The sequence below is a fragment of the Kitasatospora sp. NPDC101176 genome, assembly GCF_044768035.1.
GTDB lineage: Bacteria > Actinomycetota > Actinomycetes > Streptomycetales > Streptomycetaceae > Kitasatospora.
Genome location: NZ_JBIWPA010000005.1, coordinates 127,846 through 146,180 on the forward strand (window position 1 = coordinate 127,846; position 18,335 = coordinate 146,180).

13 protein-coding genes, 5 tRNA genes and 1 pseudogene are annotated in these 18,335 nt (G+C 74.4%); 9 read left to right on the top strand and 10 right to left on the bottom strand.

What is annotated here, in order from left to right:
* Both cobT and cobA read left to right on the top strand, forming a co-directional pair.
* Positions 1-2,395: nicotinate-nucleotide--dimethylbenzimidazole phosphoribosyltransferase (gene cobT, locus ACIRS1_RS10295; protein ID WP_402838337.1), on the top strand; the 2,395-nt coding region annotated here is incomplete at its 5' end.
* A 111-nt stretch (positions 2,396-2,506) separates the two neighbouring features.
* Positions 2,507-3,754: a uroporphyrinogen-III C-methyltransferase gene (gene cobA, locus ACIRS1_RS10300; RefSeq protein ID WP_360208811.1), complete on the top strand. Its 1,248-nt coding sequence runs from the start codon at positions 2,507-2,509 to the stop codon at positions 3,752-3,754.
* Between the two features lie 90 nt (positions 3,755-3,844).
* Here the strand turns inward: cobA and ACIRS1_RS10305 are convergent, their stop codons facing one another.
* Complete coding sequence (locus tag ACIRS1_RS10305) at positions 3,845-6,586, bottom strand: SpoIIE family protein phosphatase (RefSeq protein WP_402838339.1); 2,742 nt, start codon at positions 6,584-6,586, stop codon at positions 3,845-3,847.
* Between the two features lie 100 nt (positions 6,587-6,686).
* Between ACIRS1_RS10305 and ACIRS1_RS10310 the strand changes: the two genes are divergently transcribed.
* Both ACIRS1_RS10310 and ACIRS1_RS10315 read left to right on the top strand, forming a co-directional pair.
* Positions 6,687-7,499, top strand: a complete 813-nt coding sequence (locus tag ACIRS1_RS10310) for a TrmH family RNA methyltransferase (RefSeq protein ID WP_402838341.1) — start codon at positions 6,687-6,689, stop codon at positions 7,497-7,499.
* 1,111 nt (positions 7,500-8,610) lie between these two features.
* Positions 8,611-8,817, top strand: a complete 207-nt coding sequence (locus ACIRS1_RS10315; RefSeq protein ID WP_402838634.1) for an ATP-binding protein — start codon at positions 8,611-8,613, stop codon at positions 8,815-8,817.
* Between the two features lie 945 nt (positions 8,818-9,762).
* On the opposite strand, the pseudogene ACIRS1_RS10320 reads toward ACIRS1_RS10315, so the two are convergent.
* Positions 9,763-11,058: pseudogene (locus ACIRS1_RS10320) on the bottom strand (serine/threonine-protein kinase); the annotation flags it as partial.
* Positions 11,059-11,465: 407 nt separating this feature from the next.
* Between ACIRS1_RS10320 and ACIRS1_RS10325 the strand changes: the two are divergent.
* Positions 11,466-11,666: a hypothetical protein gene (locus ACIRS1_RS10325; RefSeq protein ID WP_360208819.1), complete on the top strand. Its 201-nt coding sequence runs from the start codon at positions 11,466-11,468 to the stop codon at positions 11,664-11,666.
* 382 nt (positions 11,667-12,048) lie between these two features.
* Here ACIRS1_RS10325 and ACIRS1_RS10330 read toward each other — a convergent pair.
* The 5 genes from ACIRS1_RS10330 to ACIRS1_RS10350 form a co-directional block, all read right to left on the bottom strand.
* A tRNA-Val gene (locus ACIRS1_RS10330) sits at positions 12,049-12,120 on the bottom strand.
* A gap of 41 nt (positions 12,121-12,161) precedes the next feature.
* Positions 12,162-12,233 (bottom strand) — tRNA-Val (locus tag ACIRS1_RS10335).
* A 41-nt stretch (positions 12,234-12,274) separates the two neighbouring features.
* Positions 12,275-12,346 (bottom strand) — tRNA-Val (locus ACIRS1_RS10340).
* A gap of 33 nt (positions 12,347-12,379) precedes the next feature.
* Positions 12,380-12,453 (bottom strand) — tRNA-Cys (locus ACIRS1_RS10345).
* Between the two features lie 40 nt (positions 12,454-12,493).
* A tRNA-Gly gene (locus ACIRS1_RS10350) sits at positions 12,494-12,566 on the bottom strand.
* Between the two features lie 309 nt (positions 12,567-12,875).
* Between ACIRS1_RS10350 and ACIRS1_RS10355 the strand changes: the two genes are divergently transcribed.
* The 3 genes from ACIRS1_RS10355 (at position 12,876) to ACIRS1_RS10365 (ending at position 15,790) form a co-directional block, all read left to right on the top strand.
* Positions 12,876-13,937 (top strand): chorismate-binding protein, encoded by a 1,062-nt coding sequence (locus ACIRS1_RS10355; RefSeq protein ID WP_402838343.1) that lies wholly within the window; start codon positions 12,876-12,878, stop codon positions 13,935-13,937.
* A gap of 35 nt (positions 13,938-13,972) precedes the next feature.
* Positions 13,973-14,803, top strand: coding sequence for an aminotransferase class IV (locus tag ACIRS1_RS10360; RefSeq protein ID WP_402838345.1), 831 nt, complete (start codon positions 13,973-13,975; stop codon positions 14,801-14,803).
* Positions 14,804-14,947: 144 nt separating this feature from the next.
* Positions 14,948-15,790 (top strand): GNAT family N-acetyltransferase, encoded by an 843-nt coding sequence (locus ACIRS1_RS10365; protein ID WP_402838347.1) that lies wholly within the window; start codon positions 14,948-14,950, stop codon positions 15,788-15,790.
* Positions 15,791-15,797: 7 nt separating this feature from the next.
* On the opposite strand, the gene ACIRS1_RS10370 is transcribed toward ACIRS1_RS10365, so the two are convergent.
* Positions 15,798-16,298: a DsbA family protein gene (locus ACIRS1_RS10370; RefSeq protein ID WP_402838349.1), complete on the bottom strand. Its 501-nt coding sequence runs from the start codon at positions 16,296-16,298 to the stop codon at positions 15,798-15,800.
* 110 nt (positions 16,299-16,408) lie between these two features.
* Between ACIRS1_RS10370 and ACIRS1_RS10375 the strand changes: the two genes are divergently transcribed.
* Positions 16,409-16,870 (top strand): hypothetical protein, encoded by a 462-nt coding sequence (locus tag ACIRS1_RS10375; RefSeq protein ID WP_402838351.1) that lies wholly within the window; start codon positions 16,409-16,411, stop codon positions 16,868-16,870.
* 32 nt (positions 16,871-16,902) lie between these two features.
* On the opposite strand, the gene ACIRS1_RS10380 is transcribed toward ACIRS1_RS10375, so the two are convergent.
* Positions 16,903-17,472 carry a CGNR zinc finger domain-containing protein gene (locus ACIRS1_RS10380; protein ID WP_360208835.1) on the bottom strand — a complete coding sequence of 190 codons (570 nt, stop codon included), beginning with the start codon at positions 17,470-17,472 and terminating at the stop codon, positions 16,903-16,905.
* Between the two features lie 387 nt (positions 17,473-17,859).
* Positions 17,860-18,273, bottom strand: coding sequence for an SsgA family sporulation/cell division regulator (locus ACIRS1_RS10385; protein ID WP_030056266.1), 414 nt, complete (start codon positions 18,271-18,273; stop codon positions 17,860-17,862).
* Positions 18,274-18,335: the final 62 nt, after the last annotated feature.

Below are 18,335 nucleotides of genomic sequence, written 5' to 3' on the forward strand. Positions count from 1 at the left end.
GGTGGAGTCGGTGGAGTCGGCCGAGGCCCCTGCGGTGCAGGAGGCCCCGGAGGCGCAGCCCGTCGTGGAGCCGGTCGTGGAGCAGGCCCCCGAGGTCGCCGCCGAACCCGCAGCCGAGCCCGTGGCCGAGGTCGTCGCCGAGGCCGCTGGACCGCAGTCCGCCCCCGAGGCGGCTCCCGTCGCCGAGGGCGAGGCGCCCGTCGTCGAGGCCGCCGCCGAGGCGCCCGTGGTCGTCGAGTCGGTGGAGTCGGTGGAGTCGGCCGAGGCCCCTGCGGTGCAGGAGGCCCCGGAGGCGCAGCCCGTCGTGGAGCCGGTCGTGGAGCAGGCCCCCGAGGCCGTGGCCGAGGTCGCCGCCGAGCCCGCCGCCGAACCCGCCGCCGAACCCGCCGCCGAGGCCGAGGTGCCCGCCACGGCGGAGGCCGGTCAGGAGGCGGCCCCGGCCGCCGAGCAGGCCGAGCAGCCCCAGCAGGCCGTGGAGGCCGTGGAGGCCGTGGAGGCGCCGGCGCCCGAGGAGCATGCCGCGGCGGAGGCCGTGGCCGCCGACGCCGGGGCGCCCGAGCAGCCCGCCGGCCAGTCCGCCGAGCAGCCGGAGGAGCAGCCCGCGGTCGAGGCGGCCGTCGAGGAGCCCGCCGAGCCGCGCGGCCCGGCCGCCCCCGGCTTCGACGAGGCTGGCCGCGAGGCCGTCCACCAGGTGATCCGCGAGCGCCGTGACATCCGCAACGGCTTCCGCCCGGACGCGATCCCGCACGAGGTGCTGATCCGCGTCCTGGAGGCGGCCCACACCGCGCCCAGCGTCGGCTACTCCCAGCCCTGGGACTTCGTGGTGATCCGTTCGGCGAAGACCCGTCGCCGGATGCACGCCCTGGCCGAGCGCCAGCGCGAGGCGTACGCGGACTCGCTGCCCAAGGGCCGGGCCAAGCAGTTCAAGGAAATCAAGATCGAGGCCATCCTCGACACGCCGGTCAACATCGTGGTGACCGCCGACCGCACCCGCGGCGGCCGCCACACGCTGGGCCGGCACACCCAGCCCCAGATGGCCCCGTACTCGGCCGCCCTGGCCGTCGAGAACCTCTGGCTGGCCGCCCGCGCCGAGGGCCTGGGCGTCGGCTGGGTGAGCTTCTTCGACGACGAGGAGCTGGTCCGCGAGCTCGGTCTGCCCGAGCACCTGGAGGTCGTCGCCTACCTCTGCGTCGGCTTCGTCGACAGCTTCCCGGACGAGCCCGAGCTGGAGCAGCAGGGCTGGGCGAAGAAGCGCCCGCTGTCCTGGGTCGTCCACGAGGAGCAGTACGGCAACCGCGCCCTGCCGGGCGAGGAGCCGCAGAGCCTGCTCGCCGAGACGCTGCGCGGGATCCGCCCGCTGGACGCCAAGGCGCTCGGCGAGGCCTGGGACCGCCAGAAGCGGATGACCAAGCCGGCCGGATCGCTCGGCATGCTGGAGATCATCTCCGCGCAGCTGTCCGGGCTGTCCCGCAAGTGCCCGCCGCCGATCCCGGAGCCCGCCTGCGTGGCGATCTTCGCCGCGGACCACGGCGTGCACGCCCAGGGCGTCACCCCCTGGCCGCAGGAGGTGACCGCCCAGATGGTCGGCAACTTCCTGGCCGGGGGAGCGGTGATCAACTCCTTCGCCAAGCAGATCGGCACCGAGGTCTGCGTGGTCGATGTCGGCGTGGCCGCCGAGCTGCCGGACGCCATCCAGCAGGGCCGCACCACCGGTCTGCTGCCGCGCAAGGTCCGGCCCGGTACGGCCGACATGACCCAGGGCCCGGCGATGACCCGCGAGGAGGTCCTGCAGGCCGTCGAGGTCGGCATCGAGACCGCCCGCGACCTGGTCGCCGCCGGTAACAAGGCGCTGGTCACCGGCGACATGGGGATCGCCAACACCACCGCCTCGGCCGCCCTGATCTCGGTCTTCACCGGCCTGGACCCGGCCGAGGTCACCGGCCGCGGCACCGGCATCGACGACGAGACCCACGCCCGCAAGATCGAGGTCATCCGCGCCGCGCTGGCCCTGCACCAGCCCGACCCGGCGGACCCGATCGGCGTCCTCGCCGCCGTCGGCGGACTGGAGCACGCCGCGATCGCCGGCTTCCTGCTGGGCGCCGCCTCGCTGCGCACCCCGGTGGTCCTGGACGGGGTCATCGCGGGCTCGGCGGCGCTGGCGGCCAAGGCGATCGCCCCCGAGGTGCTGGCCGCCTGCATCGCCGGCCACCGCTCGGCCGAGCCCGGCCACCAGGCGGCGCTGGCGAAGCTCGGCCTGCGTCCGCTGATCGACCTGGACCTGCGGCTCGGCGAGGGCACCGGTGCCCTGCTGGCCCTGCCGCTGGTGCAGAGTGCGGCCCGGGCGATGCACGATGTAGCCACCTTCGACTCCGCCGGGGTCACCGAGAAGGCCTGACGCACCCCGTCACCGCTCCGCGGACCGGCCCGAGGGCGCGCCGGTCCGCGGAGCGGCGTCACGTCGTACCCCCACCCCCACACCCGCACCCCCGATTCAGGAGCAGCGCCGATGACCGCGCCCACCCCGCACCCCAGCACCGAAGGACGCACGCCCTACCCGGTCGGCCTGCTGCTCGCCGGCCGCCGCGTGGTCGTGGTCGGCGGCGGCCAGGTCGCGCAGCGCCGGCTCCCGGCGCTGATCGCCACGGGTGCGGACCTGCACCTGATATCGCCGGCCACCACCCCTGCCGTCCAGGCCATGGCCGACGCCGGCGAGCTGACCTGGCACGCCCGCCCGTACCGGGACGGCGACCTGGCCGGTGCCTGGTACGCCCTGGTCGCCACCGACGACCCGGAGGTCAACGGGGCGGTCAGCGCCGAGGCCGAGCGCGAGCGGGTGTTCTGCGCCCGCAGCGACGACGCCTCCGCCGCGACCGCCTGGACGCCGGCCAGCGGCCGGGACGCGGGTGCCACCGTCGCGGTGCTCACCGGCGACCCGCGCCACTCGGCGGGCCTGCGCGACGCCATCGTGGACGGCCTGCGGGACGGCTCGCTGGCCGCCCGCCAGTTCCGTGCGCACGGTGCCGGCGTGGCCCTGGTCGGCGGCGGCCCGGGCGACCCTGACCTGATCACCGTGCGCGGCCGCCGGCTGCTCGCCGACGCCGACGTGGTGGTCACCGACCGGCTGGCCCCCCGCGAGCTGCTCGCCGAGCTGCCCGAGCACGTCGAGGTGATCGACGCGTCCAAGATCCCGTACGGCCGGTTCATGGCCCAGGAGGCGATCAACCGGACGCTCGTCGAGCACGCCAAGGCCGGCAAGTTCGTGGTCCGGCTCAAGGGCGGCGACCCGTACGTCTTCGGGCGCGGCGGCGAGGAGCTGCTGGCCTGTGCGGAGGCCGGGCTGCCGGTCACCGTGGTGCCCGGCATCTCCAGCTCGATCAGCGTCCCGGCGGCGGCGGGCGTGCCGGTCACCCACCGGGGCATGACGCACGAGTTCACCGTCATCTCCGGCCACGTCGGTCCGGACGACGAGCGCTCGCTGACCAACTGGGCGGCCGCCGCGCAGATGAGCGGCACGCTGGTGCTGCTGATGGCGGTGGACAAGATCGGTGCGATCGCCGCCCGCCTGGTGGAGCACGGGCGCCCGGCCGACACCCCGGTGGCGATCGTCCAGGAGGGCACCACCGCCGCCCAGCGGCGGGTGGACGCGACCCTGGCCACCGTCGCCGCCGTGGTCGAGGCGGAGCGGATCAAGCCGCCGGCGGTGATCGTCGTCGGCGACGTGGTCAACGTGCTCGCGGCGGCCTTCCGCAGCTGAGCGCCGCGCGGTTCCGGGGCGGGCGGCGGGGCGGGCCCCGCCCCCGGAGCCGCGCGGGGCCGCCGCACCGGCGGCCGGGCCCCTGGCGGGCTACTCCAGCGGCTGCTCCGTCCAGATCACCTTGCCCGTCGCCGTGTAGCGCGTCCCCCAGCGGTCCGCGAACTGGGCGACCAGGAACAGCCCGCGCCCGCCCTCGTCCGTGGTCGCCGCGTACTTCAGGTGCGGCGAGGTGCTGCTGCCGTCCGAGACCTCGCAGATCAGCGCACGGTCCCGGAGCAGCCGCACCCGGATCGGCCCGGAGCCGTAGCGGATCGCGTTGGTCACCAGCTCGCTCAGGATCAGCTCGGTGACGAACGCCGCCTCGTCCAGCCCCCACGACGCCAGCCGCTCCGCCACCGACGACCGCACGGCGCCCACCGCGGCCGGGTCGGAGGGCACCTCCCACTCCGCCACCTGGTCCGGTGCCAGCCCCCTGGTCCGGGCCACCAGCAGGGCGATGTCGTCCGGCGGGCGCTCCGGGAGCATCGCCCCGAGCACGTCCGCGCAGGTCTGCTCCGGCGTGCGCGGCGGCCCGGTCAGCGCCGCGCGCAGCAGCTCCAGCCCCTCGTCGATGTCCCGTTGGCGGTCCTCCACCAGACCGTCGGTGTACAGCACCAGGCGGCTGCCCTCCGCCAGGTCCAGCTCGACGGTCTCGAACGGCAGCACCGCAAGCCCCAGCGGCGGGCCGGTGGCCAGCTCCGGGAACACCACCCGGCCGTCCGGGGCCACCACGGCCGGCGGCGGGTGCCCGGCGCTGGCCATCGTGCACCGGCGCGCCACCGGGTCGTAGATCGCGTAGAGGCAGGTCGCCCCGGCGAGCGCCGCGTCCGAGCCGCTCGCGGACTCGTCCTGGTCGATCCGGTTGACCAGCTCGTCCAGGTGTCCGAGCAGTTCGTCCGGCGGCAGGTCCAGGGTCGAGAAGTTGTGGATCGCCGTCCGCAGACGCCCCATCGTCGCCGCCGCGTGCAGGCCGTGCCCCACCACGTCCCCGACCACCAGCGCCACCCGTGCGCCCGGCAGCGGGATCACGTCGAACCAGTCGCCGCCGACACCGGCCTGGGCCGGCAGGTAGCGGTGCGCGACGTCCAGCGCGTTCTGCGCGGGCAGGTTGCGCGGCAGCAGGCTGTGCTGGAGGGTCACCGCCATCGCGTGCTCGCGGGTGTAGCGGCGGGCGTTGTCGATGCACACCGCCGCGTGCGACACCAGCTCCTCGGCCAGCGCCACGTCGTCCGTCTCGAACGGTTCGGGCCGGTCCGAGCGCCAGAACCGGGCCACCCCCAGCAGCACCCCGCGGGCCCGCAGCGGCACCCGCACCAGCGAGTGGACCCCGTACGCCAGCACCCTCGCGGACCGCTCCGGATCCTGCTCACGCCAGTCCCGGGCGTCCGCCAGCCGGGGCTCCAGCCCGGGTCTGCCGCTGTGCAGGGCCCCGGCCAGCGGCGTCTCCGGCACCACGTCCAGCACGGTGTCCACCGGGTAGAAGGGCGCGTCGTCCCGGATCCCGGCGAACGCGGCGCGCCGCATCCGTCCCATCGAGGGGCCCGGCGGCGGCTCCTCGCCGGCCAGCACCTGCTCCGCCAGGTCCACGGTGACGAAGTCCGCGAACCGCGGCACCGCCACCTGCGCCAGCTCCTCCGCCGTGCGCGTCACGTCCAGCGAGCTGCCCACCGTCACCCCGGCGTCGTAGAGCAGCCGTAGCCGGCGCTGGGCGACCTCCGCCCGGCCGGAGAGCGCGAGGAGTTCGGTGGAGTCGCGCAGCGTGGCGACGCAGCCCTGCGGACCGCCCGCCGTACTGGTCAGCCGGACGTTCACGGCCAGCAGCCGCTCCCCGGCCATGACCACCTCGTCGGTGACCTGGCGGTCGGCGGTGAGCAGCTCCAGCGGGGCCGGTTCCAGGCCCAGCTCGGTGACGGGCCGGCCCTCGGCGTCCGCCGGCAGGTCCAGCAGCCGCCGGGCCTCGTCGTTGCAGAGGATCAGCCGCCCGTCGCCGCCGACGATCATGACGCCCTCGCGCACCGCGTGCAGCACGGCCGCGTGGTGCTCGTACATGCGGGTCATTTCCTCCGGGCCCAGCCCGTGGGTCTGCCGCCGCAGCCGCCGGCTGATCAGCGCGGTGCCGAGCGTGGCGAGCCCGACCGCGCCCGCGGCGGCGCCCAGCACCACCGGTAGCTGGCGCTCGCTCGCGGTGCTCACGTTGGCCAGCGTGATGCCGGCCGAGACCATCCCGGCCACCGAGCCGTCCGGCGCGTAGACCGGGACGACGGCCTGGACCAGCGGGCCGAGGGTGCCGGTGACCTCCTCGGTCACCACCTGGCCCTGGAGGGCGGGCTCGTAGGTGCCGATGAACTTCTGGCCGATCCTGGCGGGGTTGGGGTGGGTCAGCCGGACGCCGTCGTTGTTCAGCACGACGATGAAGTCGACGCCCGCCGCGACCCGCGCGGACTGCGTCTTCGGCTGCAGGATCGCGGTGGGATCGGGGGAGCGCAGCGCCGCCACGATGCCCGGCGAGTTGGCGAAGGTCTGTGCGACCGCCACCGACCGGTTGCGGGCCTCGTTGTTCGCGTCGTTGCGGGACTGCACCACCAGAGCCACCGCGGCCGCCACCACGAGCAGCAGCACGACGAGGATCTGCAGCGCGAAGACCTGCCCGGCCACCGACCGGTGCTTGACGGGCCACGGCCGTTTCGCGCGTGGCAGCTGTTGCCGACCGTATGGGCGCCCACCGGAGGGGCCGGCGGAACCAGTAGCACCAGAGGCCGACGGAGCCCAGGATCGACCCGGAAAACGGGCCATACGGTCATATTTGCACTATGGCTGGCGGAGAGCCAAGGCCAGCGGATCCGACCGCTTGGGCCGTTTGGCCTTCGCCGCCCCGCCTTGGCAAGATCGCAGGGTGTCCGAACCCCGTGCCATCACCGACCCCGCCGACCCTCGCCTCGGCGACTACACCGGCCTGACCGACGTCGAACTGCGCCGCCGGCGCGAACCCGCCGAGGGCCTGTTCATCGCTGAGGGGGAGAAGGTCATCCGCCGCGCCCTCGCCGCCGGCTACCGGATGCGGTCGATGCTGCTGACCGCCAAGTGGCTGGACGTGATGGCCGACGTCATCGCCGAGGCCGACGCCCCCGTGCACGTCGTCGAGCCGGGGCTCGCCGAGGCCGTCACCGGCTACCACGTGCACCGCGGCGCCCTCGCCTCGATGGAGCGCAAGCCGCTGCCGGAGGCCGCCGAGCTGCTCGCCGGGGCCCGCCGGGTCGCCGTCCTGGAGGGCCTGGTCGACCACACCAACCTCGGCGCCATCTTCCGCAGCGCGGCCGCGCTAGGCATGGACGCCGTCCTGCTCTCGCCGGACTGCGCCGACCCGCTCTACCGGCGCGCCGTCAAGGTCTCCATGGGGGCCGTGTTCGCGGTGCCCTACGCCCGACTCGATCCCTGGCCCGCGGCCCTGGACGCGGTGCGCATCGCGGGGTTCACCCTGTTGGCCCTCACCCCCGCCGACACCGCCGTCGACCTCGCCACCCTCTCCCCGCACCGGCTCCCCAGGGCGGCCCTGATGCTCGGCGCCGAGGGCGACGGCCTCACCCGCGCGGCCCTGGCGGCCGCCGACCAGCCCGTCCGCATCCCGATGGCGCACGGCATCGACTCCCTGAACGTCGGCGCAGCCGCCGCAGTGTCCTTCTACGCCGTCACCGCCCCCACCCCCTGACCCCGCCGCCGACCGAAAAGCCGCCCCACCAGGCGGCAGCCCCCCAGCCGTCGCCTCGCGCACAGGACGTCGCCCTCCCCGACCTCCCACGCAAGAACCCCCCGCCGCCCGACCCGGATCCGGGCGCTCCACCCCCAGCACGAGACATCGCCCCGCCCGACTTCCGGGCTGGCCTTCGGCCGCAGAAGGTCGGCTCACCCGACTTCCCACCCGGCCGAACGGCAGGCCCACCCCGTCCGGTGCCCGCGGCACTTCGGCGGCTCCCTGTGGCCACGAAAGGTCTCCCCGCCCGACTTCCGGGCTCCTCTTCGGCTGCAGGAAGTCGGCCTGTCCGACTTCCCATGCGGAATGCCTGGCCGCTCGACGCGGATCCGATACTCCACCCCCCCACGAGACGTCGGCCCGCCCGACTTTCCGTGCGCCCAGCGGCGACCTCCCGGGCTTGGCTACGGCCGCGGGAAGTCGGCCTACCCGACTTCCCGCGCGGGACGCCCCCGACTCGGTGGTCCGCCTCGGACGCGGAAAGTCGGCCTGTCTGACTTCCCATGCGGGATGCCCTGGACGGCAGGCGCGGATCCGGTACTACCCCAGAACGAGACGTCGGCCCGCCCGACTTCCCGCTTCCTACGCGAGCGGCCGGACCAGTTGGTGTGGAACCGGCGTCTGTGATGGTCGGGGTGGCGCGCCCGGGGCGTCGGAAGTCGGCCCGCCCGACTTCCTGCGTGGCACCAGGCCACGACGGATCCACTGTGGCCTGGTGCCAGTGGTGCTTCGATGGTTCGCGATGGGCACGAATAGTCGACCGGGCCCCCGCCGCACCTCGGCGGGGGCCCGACCGAGGCCCCGAAGCTGTTCGGCTGGCATCTTGGCCGCGACGTGCTCAACTTTCTCCATCTCACCGGCGCCGTCCTCGACGTCGATGAGTACGACCTGGCCCGGGACTATGCCGATGACGGGTCCGCCTCCTGAAGGTCCGACCAGCGATTTCGAGTGCACCTTCGGCATAGTTGCCGTCTCGGCATAGGTCTAGCTATGCCGATAGCGGCATAGCTCGACGAGGTGGGGTATATCCCCTTCGAGTCCGGGGCAGCGAACCCTGTTCTTCCAACTGATCTCGAACCGCTACGAGAGGGCCAGCGTCATCGTCACCTCGAACAAGCCCTTCGGCCGCTGGGGAGAGACCTTCGGCGACGAGACCGTCGCCGCCGCCATGATCGACCGGCTCGTCCACCACGCCGAGGCCCACTCCCTCAAAGGCGAGTCCTACCGCATGCGCGGCCGCGAACTCGGCCGCACCGTCACCAGCAGCAACGACTGACACATCCGACGAGACTACGGATGGCCCACAACTGAACCGCCGAACCTGGCCCCACACTGAGCCGTCGCCGACAACTTCCTGCGCACGCAACCGGGCCAGTTGGTGCGGATCCGATGGCCGTAATGCCCTGGTGGTTCACCCTGGGCACGAAAGGTCGGCCTGCCCGACTTTCCGTGCAGCCGGGCGGCATGCCAGCTGTGGCCCGTGCCTTCGTGGTTCAGGGTCCGGCGCGGGCACGAAAAGTCGGCCGGGCCGACTTCCTGGGTGGTTGTGGGGTCAGCCGGTGGGGGAGGTCGGCGGGGGTGGGGCGGCGGCGGGCGGTGGGGTGCCGGGGGTGGAGGCGCCGGGCCAGGACTCCTCCAGGGTGCCGTCGGCGCGGACGGTGTAGCGCGTGGAGGTGACGGCGCCGCCGGGCGCGCGTTCGTCACGGACGACCGTGCCGCCGTCGAGCCGCCAGGCGGCCGCCGCCTGTGGGTCGGCCGCGGAGGAGCGGGAGGAGGCCGCGGCCGGGGTGTCCCCGCTGAAGGCGAAGAGCTGGACGAGGTCCACCGGCACCGAGCCCTCGGTCCGGCGCAGGACGACCACCGTCGCCGGGGAGCCCTTGTACCGGGCCGGCAGTACCGCGCTGAGGGTGACCTGCGGGCCGCCGCCGACCGATCGGCCGTCCCGCAAGGCGATGCCGGGCCCGCCGGCGCCGTCGGGGTAGCTGCGGTTGGGCCAGTCCACGGCCGGGCCCGTTCCCTGCGGGGGAGCCAGTGCGCTTTCCCCGGGCCGGACGGCCGCCGGCGCCGCGAGCGGCGTGGCCTGGGGCTGGGCGGCGGCCGGAGGCGCGGCGGCCACGTCCACGGAGGTCCCGCCCACCGAACCGCCCGCCGACCCGCCCGCCGAACCGCCCGCCGACCCGCTCGGCGAACCGCCCGCCGACCCGCTCGGCGCAGCCGGTGCGCTGACGGCCGGGGAGGCCGGGGGCCGCAGACCCTGGTTGCTGCGGTTCTCGCAGCCCTGGGCGGCGGCGATGGCGAGGGCGACGCCGATCGTCACGGTGACGAAGACCACGATCCGCTGCCGCAGCAGCCGCTGCCGGGCGCTTCCGGGGCGCCCGCCGGGGGCGGGTGTGTGCTGGCGGTCGCGGGGGCGTCCCCGGTCGCGGGGCCCGGGACGGCCGGGCGGCGGGGTCTGCGGGCGTTCCTGCAGCCGTCGGGTCACCGGGGTGGGCTCGGGGCGGGGGAGCGGTGCCGCGGACCCCTGCGGGCGGCGCGTCGCCGCCGCGCGGGGCCGGGCCGCCGCGGGTTCGGGCGAGCGCCCGGGTGCGGGTACGCCGTGCCGCGCCGCGTCGGGCGCGGGCGGTCCCCCCGGTGCGGGTGCGGGCGGTGCGCCGCGGCCCGGTCCGGGCCGGGTGGCGCGAGGGGCCCCGGCGGCCGCGCCGCGGGCGGCGAGTTCGCTGAGCCGCTCGTGCAGGGCGGCGGCGCCGGGCCGCTCGGCGGCCTCCTTGGCGAGGCAGGCCCGGATGAGGGGGGCCAGCTGCGGCGGTAGCGCGGAGAGGTCGGGTTCCTCGTGGACGACCCGGTAGAGCATGACCTCGGAGGAGGCGCCGGATCCGAACGGGGTGTCCCCGGTGAGCGCGTAGGCGAGGGTGGCGCCGAAGGCGAAGACGTCGGTGGCGGGTGTGACGGCGGCGCCGCGGACCTGTTCGGGTGCCAGAAAGCCGGGGGAGCCGACGGCGGTGCCGACGTGGGTGAGGGTGCTGGCGCCGCGGGACCAGGCGATGCCGAAGTCGATGATGCGCGGGCCGCGGGGGGAGAGGAGGATGTTGGAGGGTTTGAGGTCGCGGTGGACGACCCCGGCCTCGTGCACCTTGACCAGGCCGTCGGCGAGGGCGGCCCCGATCCGGGCGGCCTCCGGCCAGCTGAGCGGCCCTTCGTCGCCGACCCGCTTGTAGAGCGAGGGGCCGGGCACGTAGGCGGTGGCCAGCCAGGGGCGGTCGGCTTCGATGTCGGAGCCGACGACGCGGGCGGTGCAGCCGCCGCGGATGCGGGAGGCGGCGGCGATCTCGCGGGCGAAGCGGGTGCGGAACTCCTGGTCCTCGGCGAGTTCGGCGCGGATGAGCTTGAGAGCGACGCGCTGGCCGCGGCGGTCGGAGCCGAGGTAGACGACGCCCATGCCGCCGGCGCCGAGTCGCCGGTGCAGACGGTACGGCCCGACGATGCGGGGGTCCTCACGCCTCAGCCGCATCATCGCCATGTTCCGTCCCCGTCAGCCCGTGGGTGAGGCCCCGTCGGTTGGGGCATCGTCAGTTCCTGTCTGGCACAGCTTACGGACTGCCTGCTGCGGTGTGCTGATACGCAACACCTCAAGCGGCCGTGCGATTGTCGGATCTTGCGTTGACCCGCAGGTCACAGGGGTGCCGGATCGTTTCTCGGGGTTGCCCCTCAGGGTTCCCCCGGGGGTGCGGCGAAGGCTCTCTCCCCCTCCGGTAGTACGCCCCGAGTCCGGGCGTCATACTCCGGGATGCCCGCGGAACAGTACGACGGCATGACGCCCGAACGGCCCCCCGAGCCATAGCGTTGTGGTCAGCGGTGGACGGGGAGCTCGTCCCCCGAGGTAAGCCGTCCACCGCGCCAACTCGACCGGATCACAGGAGCAAGGGCATGGCACCGCAGCTCACGGGAACCCCCCGCCGCCGTCGGCCGGCCTTCACCCAGTCCCGGTCGACGGAGCAGCCGACCAGGCACCCGGCGGTGGCGCTCGCCATGGCGCTGCCCTGCGCGGTGCTGCTGGTGATCCTGTTCGGCGGTTGGGACCAGATGGCGAACCAGGCCCAGGCCGTCGCCGACCTGATCTCGCGCTGAGAGCGACCACCCGCGAGGGGAACCACACTCCGGCCCGCAGGGGCCGGCCACAGAACGGGCACTGGTCCCCTGGGGACGGGGAGCAGTGCCGCCGGGGAGGCCGCGGCCGCGTTGACACGCGGACGGGCGAGGAGCGGTGCGCAGAGCACCCCGGCAGGCGGAGACGCCGCGTACGGACGTCGGTGAGGGCGACCGTACGCGGCTCTTCCCCTTTCCCGGGCCGGGCAGCCCCGGACCCCGGCCCCACGAGCCCCCTCCAGGGACCGCGCCGGGAACCCACGCCCCCTTCCGGGGCCCCGCCGCGCAACGTCATCGGACCGCCGGGGGAACGCAGAAGGGCCGGGGCCGTGATCCTCACGGATCACGGCCCCGGCCGTTGCTGTGCGCGATACTGGGATTGAACCAGTGACCCCTACCGTGTCAAGGTAGTGCTCTCCCGCTGAGCTAATCGCGCCTGGTGTGGCGGTCCTGCAGCAGACCCCGAAGGATCCGACGTGCGCGATACTGGGATTGAACCAGTGACCCCTACCGTGTCAAGGTAGTGCTCTCCCGCTGAGCTAATCGCGCCTGGTGTGGCGGTCCTGCAGCAGACCCCGAAGGATCCGACGTGCGCGATACTGGGATTGAACCAGTGACCCCTACCGTGTCAAGGTAGTGCTCTCCCGCTGAGCTAATCGCGCGGGGAGGTCGTCCGGTGGAACCGGTCGTCCTCTTGGAGGTGGAGACGGGATTTGAACCCGTGTACACGGCTTTGCAGGCCGTTGCCTCGCCTCTCGGCCACTCCACCAGGCAACACACGAAGAACGATCTTACACTGTTCTCCATCGAGCGGACGACGAGATTCGAACTCGCGACCCTCACCTTGGCAAGGTGATGCTCTACCAACTGAGCCACGTCCGCCTGTCTCCCGGGGGCTTCACCGCTTTTCTTCGGCTGCGCTCCCTGGCGACGTGTTGAACTCTAGCGGATTCCCGGGCCAGCTAAAAATCCGTTCCCGCAGCGTGCCGAGGGGATGCCTGCGGAGGGGGGTCCGGCCGGGCCCCGGAGCCGGTCACCGGCCGCCACCTGCGGCGCTCCCGGACGATCATCCGCAGGCCACCTGGCGCATACCCGCGCGACCTCCGGAGCTGCTCACGCCCCCCGGGCCGGACCCGCGCCCCCGACCTACACTTCAGGCACCGCCGCCCAGCACCACCGCGCAGGAGAACCGTGTCCGGCCCGATCGACCCCCGCACCCCGCTCGCCCGCTTCGGCGGCCGCCTGGCCACCGGCCTGCGCGACGTCACCTCGGACCCGGCCGCCCTCGACTCCACCGGCCACTGGGCCGTCGCCTACGACTTCGAGGGCCGGCTGACCTGCGCGCGCTTCGACGAGGTCCGCCTCGCCCCCGCACCGCCCTCGGGAGCGGGCTGGCGCGGACCGGAGGCCGGTGACTGGCAGAGCTCGCTGGACCGGGCCGCCTACACCGCGGGCGTGCGCCGCATACGCGAGCACATCGCCGCCGGCGAGGTCTACCAGGCCAACCTCTGCCGGGTCCTCTCCGCGCCGCTGCCCGACCCTGAGCTCAGCGACGTCGACGCCCTCACCGGTCTGCTCGCCCACGGCAACCCCGCGCCCTACGCGGGCACCATCCGGCTCCCCGCGCACGGCGTCGAGATCGCCACCGCCTCGCCCGAGCTCTACCTGCGCCGCACCGGCCGCACCGTCTCCTCGGGGCCGATCAAGGGCACCGGCCGCACCGAGGATGACCTCCTCGACAAGGACCACGCCGAGAACGTGATGATCGTGGACCTGGTCCGCAACGACCTCGGACGGGTCTGCGCCACCGGCAGCGTCACCGTCCCCGACCTCTGTGCCGTCGAGAAGCACCCCGGGCTGGTCCACCTGGTGTCCACCGTCGAGGGCACCCTGCGCGAGGGCGCGGGCTGGCCCGAGCTGCTCGCCGCCACCTTCCCGCCCGGATCGGTCACCGGCGCCCCCAAGTCGAGCGCCCTGCGGATCATCGAGGCCCTGGAGACCGCCCCGCGCGGCCCCTACTGCGGTGCCGTCGGCTGGGTGGACGCCGACCGCGGCGAGGGCGAGCTCGCCGTCGGCATCCGCACCTTCTGGATCGACCGGAGCGACCCGGCGGCCCCCGTGCTTCGCTTCGGGACCGGCGCCGGCATCACCTGGGGCTCCGACCCCGACCGCGAGTGGGCGGAAACCGAACTGAAGGCCGCCCGGCTGGTCGCGATAGCGTCGGGCGGCGAAACCGACCCGACCGGGACGTAAGCCACCCCCGACTCCCGCCCTAGGAGCAGCCCTCCATGCAGAACCCCACCACGAGCTGGGTCAACGGGACGCTCGTCGACTCCGCCGACGCCGCCGTCTCGGTCCTCGACCACGGACTCACCACCGGCGACGGGGTCTTCGAGACCATGAAGGCCGTCGACGGACGGGCCTTCGCGGTCACCCGCCACCTCGACCGGCTCACCCGCTCCGCCCGCGGACTCGGCCTGGCCGACCCGGACCACGACCTGGTCCGCGAGGCCTGCGCGCAGGTCCTGGCCGCCAACCCGGTCCCGCTGGGCCGGCTGCGGATCACCTACACCGGTGGCAACGCCCCGCTGGGCTCCGAGCGCGGCACCACCGGCCCCACCCTGGTCGTCGCCCTCGGCGCGATCGACCGTCGCCCGGACGAGACGGCCGTGGCCGTCGTCCCGTGGCGCCGCAACGAGCACAGCGCCGTCGCCGGCCTCAAGACCACCTCCTACGCCGAGAACGTGGTCGCCCTGGCGGCCGCCCACCGCGTCGGTGCCTCCGAGGCGCTCTTCGCCAACACCGCCGGCCGTCTCTGCGAGGGCACCGGCTCGAACGTCTTCGTGGTCATCGGCGGCCGGCTGCTCACCCCGCCGCTCGAGTCGGGCTGCCTGGCCGGCATCACCCGCCGGCTGGTGGTCGACTGGTGCGGCGCCGAGGAGGCCGACCTGCCGCTGAGCGCGCTCCAGGACGCCGAGGAGGTCTTCCTGACCTCCACCACCCGCGACGTCCAGGCCGTGACCCGCGTCGACGACCGTGAACTGCCGGGCGTCGGCCCCGTCACCGCCAAGGCGATGGCCGTCTTCGCCGAGCGCAGCGGGGACGACCTCGACCCGTGACGACGGCGCGTGACTCGGGCCCCGGCCCCGGCCCGTGACTCCGGCCCGGCGACGGACCCGGTGGCCGCACCGCCGACGCGGTCCGGCCACCGGGGTAGAGGGATCCGGGGTAGAGGGATCCGAGCACGGGGAAGGGACCACCACATGACCACGACGCTGCGTCCCGAGGGTCCCGAGACACCCACTGCCGCCGGCGGCCGCACCAGGCGCTGGCAGATCTGCGCCAACGGCCACCCGGTCGGCGCGCTGCGCACCACCGCCGTCCGGCACGGCTCCCAACTCTGGGGCGAGATATCGGAGTTGGAGGTCAGAGAAGGGCGCGGCCGGGGCCGCGGAACGTTCGGCGCGCTGGCCGCGGAGGAGGTGCTGCGCAGCTGGGGCTGCACCCGGCTGGACGCCGACGTCCCCGAGCCGGCGCGGATCGCCAGGGAGCTGGCCGTCACCCTCGGCTACACCGAGCGGACCAGGAACCTGGCGAAGCGCCTGACCGCCGCCCCGCCCCTCCCGCCCGGCGCCACCGCCCGCCCGATCGGGCAGGCCGAGTTCCCGGCGTGGCTCGACCGGTCCGCCCGGCACTACGTGCGGTCCCTGGTCGACTCCGGTCTGAGCGAGGAGCAGGCCCGCGCGAAGTCGGAGCTGGACCACCTGCGCCAGCTCCCGCAGGGCGCCGACAGCCCGGGCGTCGCGCTGCGCCGGCTGTGCGCGGACGGCACGGAGGAGCCGCTCGGCTCGCTCTGGCTGGACCTCCACCTGCGCGACCTCCCCGACGGCGCGCCGCTCGCCTGGGTGATGGTCGTCGAGGTGTCCCCGGCCCACCGGGGCCGGGGACACGGCCGAACGCTGATGCTGCTGGCCGAACGCGAGTGCCTGGCCGCCGGGGTGCGCGACCTGGGGCTCAACGTCTTCGCCGACAACGAGGTCGCCATCGGGCTCTACGCCTCGCTCGGCTACCGGGTCACCAACCGCCTCTACGGAAAGCCTCTGTGACGTTGCGTCAGGAGGTCTTCGCCGCCTCGAGGACGGCCTCGATCCGGGCCCGCAGGCCGTCCTGGCTCTGCCCGCCGTCCAGCCGCTCCCGGCCGATGACGTAGGTGGGCGTGCCGGTGATCCCGATCGCCCGGCCCTCGGCCTGGTCGGCGTCGACGGTCAGCATGTGCCGGCCGTCGATCAGCGCGGTGTCGACCTCCTCGACGTCCGCCCCGACCTCGCGGGCGACCTCCAGCAGCACCTGCTGCCCGCGTGCGTCCAGGTCCTCGACCCGGGCCAGCAGGGCCTCCACGAACGGCCACCCCAGCCCCTGCGCGAACGCCTCCTCGGCGGCCTCCGCGGCCGCGTAGGCGTGCTTGTGCTTCTCGAGCGGGAAGTGCCGGACCTCGATGCGCAGCGCTTCGCCGTACGCGGCGCGCAGCGCCCGTACGTCGTCCAGCGCGGTGCGGCAGTCCGGGCACTGGAGGTCGCACCAGAACTCGAGGCGGGGGAGGGAACCATCGATCATCCCCCCAGTGTTCCACTAGTGGGCGCCCGCTCCGGCCGACGGTGCGCCCCGGTGCAGGCCGACAGGGAGGCAGTGATGACCAGGACGACCGGACGCGAAGGGGCGGGCCGGTGCTGACGGCGGCGGTCAGCTTCGTGCTCACCGCCGGCGGGGTGGCCGTGGCCGGCCTGCGGGCCTACCGGCGGCGCTACCTGTCCGCGACCCGCTGGTTCGCGGTGGCCCTGCTGCCCGCCGGGCTCTACCTGACGGGCCTGTTCCCGGTGGCCCGGACGATCGGTGACGAGTTCGCCGACTGGGCGACCAGGCTGGTCTTCGACCCCCGGGTCTGGACGGGCATCGTGCTGCTCGGAGTCTCCGCCGCCCTGCTGGTCGCGACCCGCTGGCTGGGCCGCCGGGGCGCGGCGGACGCGGAGCAGGTGGCCGCAGCGGCGCGTCCGGCCGCGGCCGGCCCGGCGGCGGAGCGCCCCGCGGTGGCCCCGGCCGTACCGAAGCGGCCGGCGGCGGGCAAGCGCGACGACGGGCTCGGCGATTTCGCCGACATCGAGGAGATCCTCCGCAAGCGCGGCATCTGACCTCCGGCGCCGGGCGCCCGCAGCGCGGCGGCTCAGGCGGAGGGAACGGCCTCCGCCGACCGCTGCCGCGCCCGGTAGGCGGCGACGTGCAGCCGGTTGCCGCAGGTGCGGCTGTCGCAGTAGCGCCGGGAGCGGTTGCGGGAGAGGTCGACGAAGACCCGGGCGCAGTCCGGCGCCTCGCACCGGCGCAGCCGCTCCCGCTCGCCCGCCATGAGGATGAAGGCCAGCGCCATGCCCAGCTCGGCGGCCAGGTGGTCGCCGAGCGCGGCGTGCGGCGCGAAGTAGTGGATGTGCCAGCCGTGGTGGTCGTGGTTGGTGAGCCGCGGCGTCGTGCCGGCGGCCGCGACGATCCCGTTGACCAGCTCGGCGGCCTCGGCGGTGGACTCCGTCCCGAACACCTCGCGCAGGCGGGTGCGGAGCTCGTGCACCTTGCTCAGGTCGTCGTCGGTCAGCGAGTCGATCTCGCTGATCGCCTGGCCGACCACGAAGGCGTCGAGCGCGGCCACGTCGGGCAGGCGCTCGGTCCCGCAGACCTCGGGCGCGGTGTTGAGCAGCTCGACGAGGATGCTCAGCGCGCACTCGGTGTCATGGGTGATCAGCACGTTGGGGGCTCCTCGCGCAGGGGGCTCCGGTACCCCGCGTCCACGGTTACCCCAGACCATACCGGGCCTTGCGGCAGAAGGGCGGCGCGTTCTTTCGAAGGCGTGTACGGATCTCGTCAGAGCGTCGCAAACCGGGCGGCCGGCGGCCCGCGGGCCGGTGGAACCGACGGCGCCCGGCAGCGAGGCCGGCCACCCGTACGGATGGCCGGCTCCGGTGCCGGGCGCCTGCGGTGTCACTGTCCGCTCCGGTAGGAGCGGGCCGGTCACCGGCCCCGAGACCGCGTCGTGCGCGGCTGAGTCTGCTGCCGTGCCCCCGAGTAGGACGGCTGCGGTGACGGCAGGGGGTACGACCCCGCCGACAGCGGGGCGTGACCGCCTCCGGGTGGGTCAGCTTTCGGCGAGGATGTGGGACAGCTCCCGGTCGAGGTCGAAGTGACGGTGTTCGGTGCCGGGGGGCACCGCGGCGTCCGTCCGCTTGAGGAACGACTCAAGCGCGCGGGCCGGGGCCTCCAGCAGGGCTTCTCCTTCCGGAGAGCTCAGCGCGATGCAGACCACCCCTTGCCCGTGGCTGCGGGACGGCCACACCCGGACGTCGCCGGTACCGGTGGGTCGGTGCAGCCCCTCCGCAAGGAGATCTCGGGCGAACACCCACTCCACGGTCTCGTCGGCGCCCGTGTGGAACGTGGCGTGCACGGCGTAGGGGTCGGCGGTGTCGTAGCGCAGGCCCGCGGGGACGGGCAGTGAGGACTCGCTGGACACGATGAGGCGCAGGTGCAGCTCGCAGCTGACCGTGGTGTTCATAAGCGCCATGGCCTTTCGCTCAGTGTGCGCTCGGGGAATCGCACGTCGGCGAACGGACCATC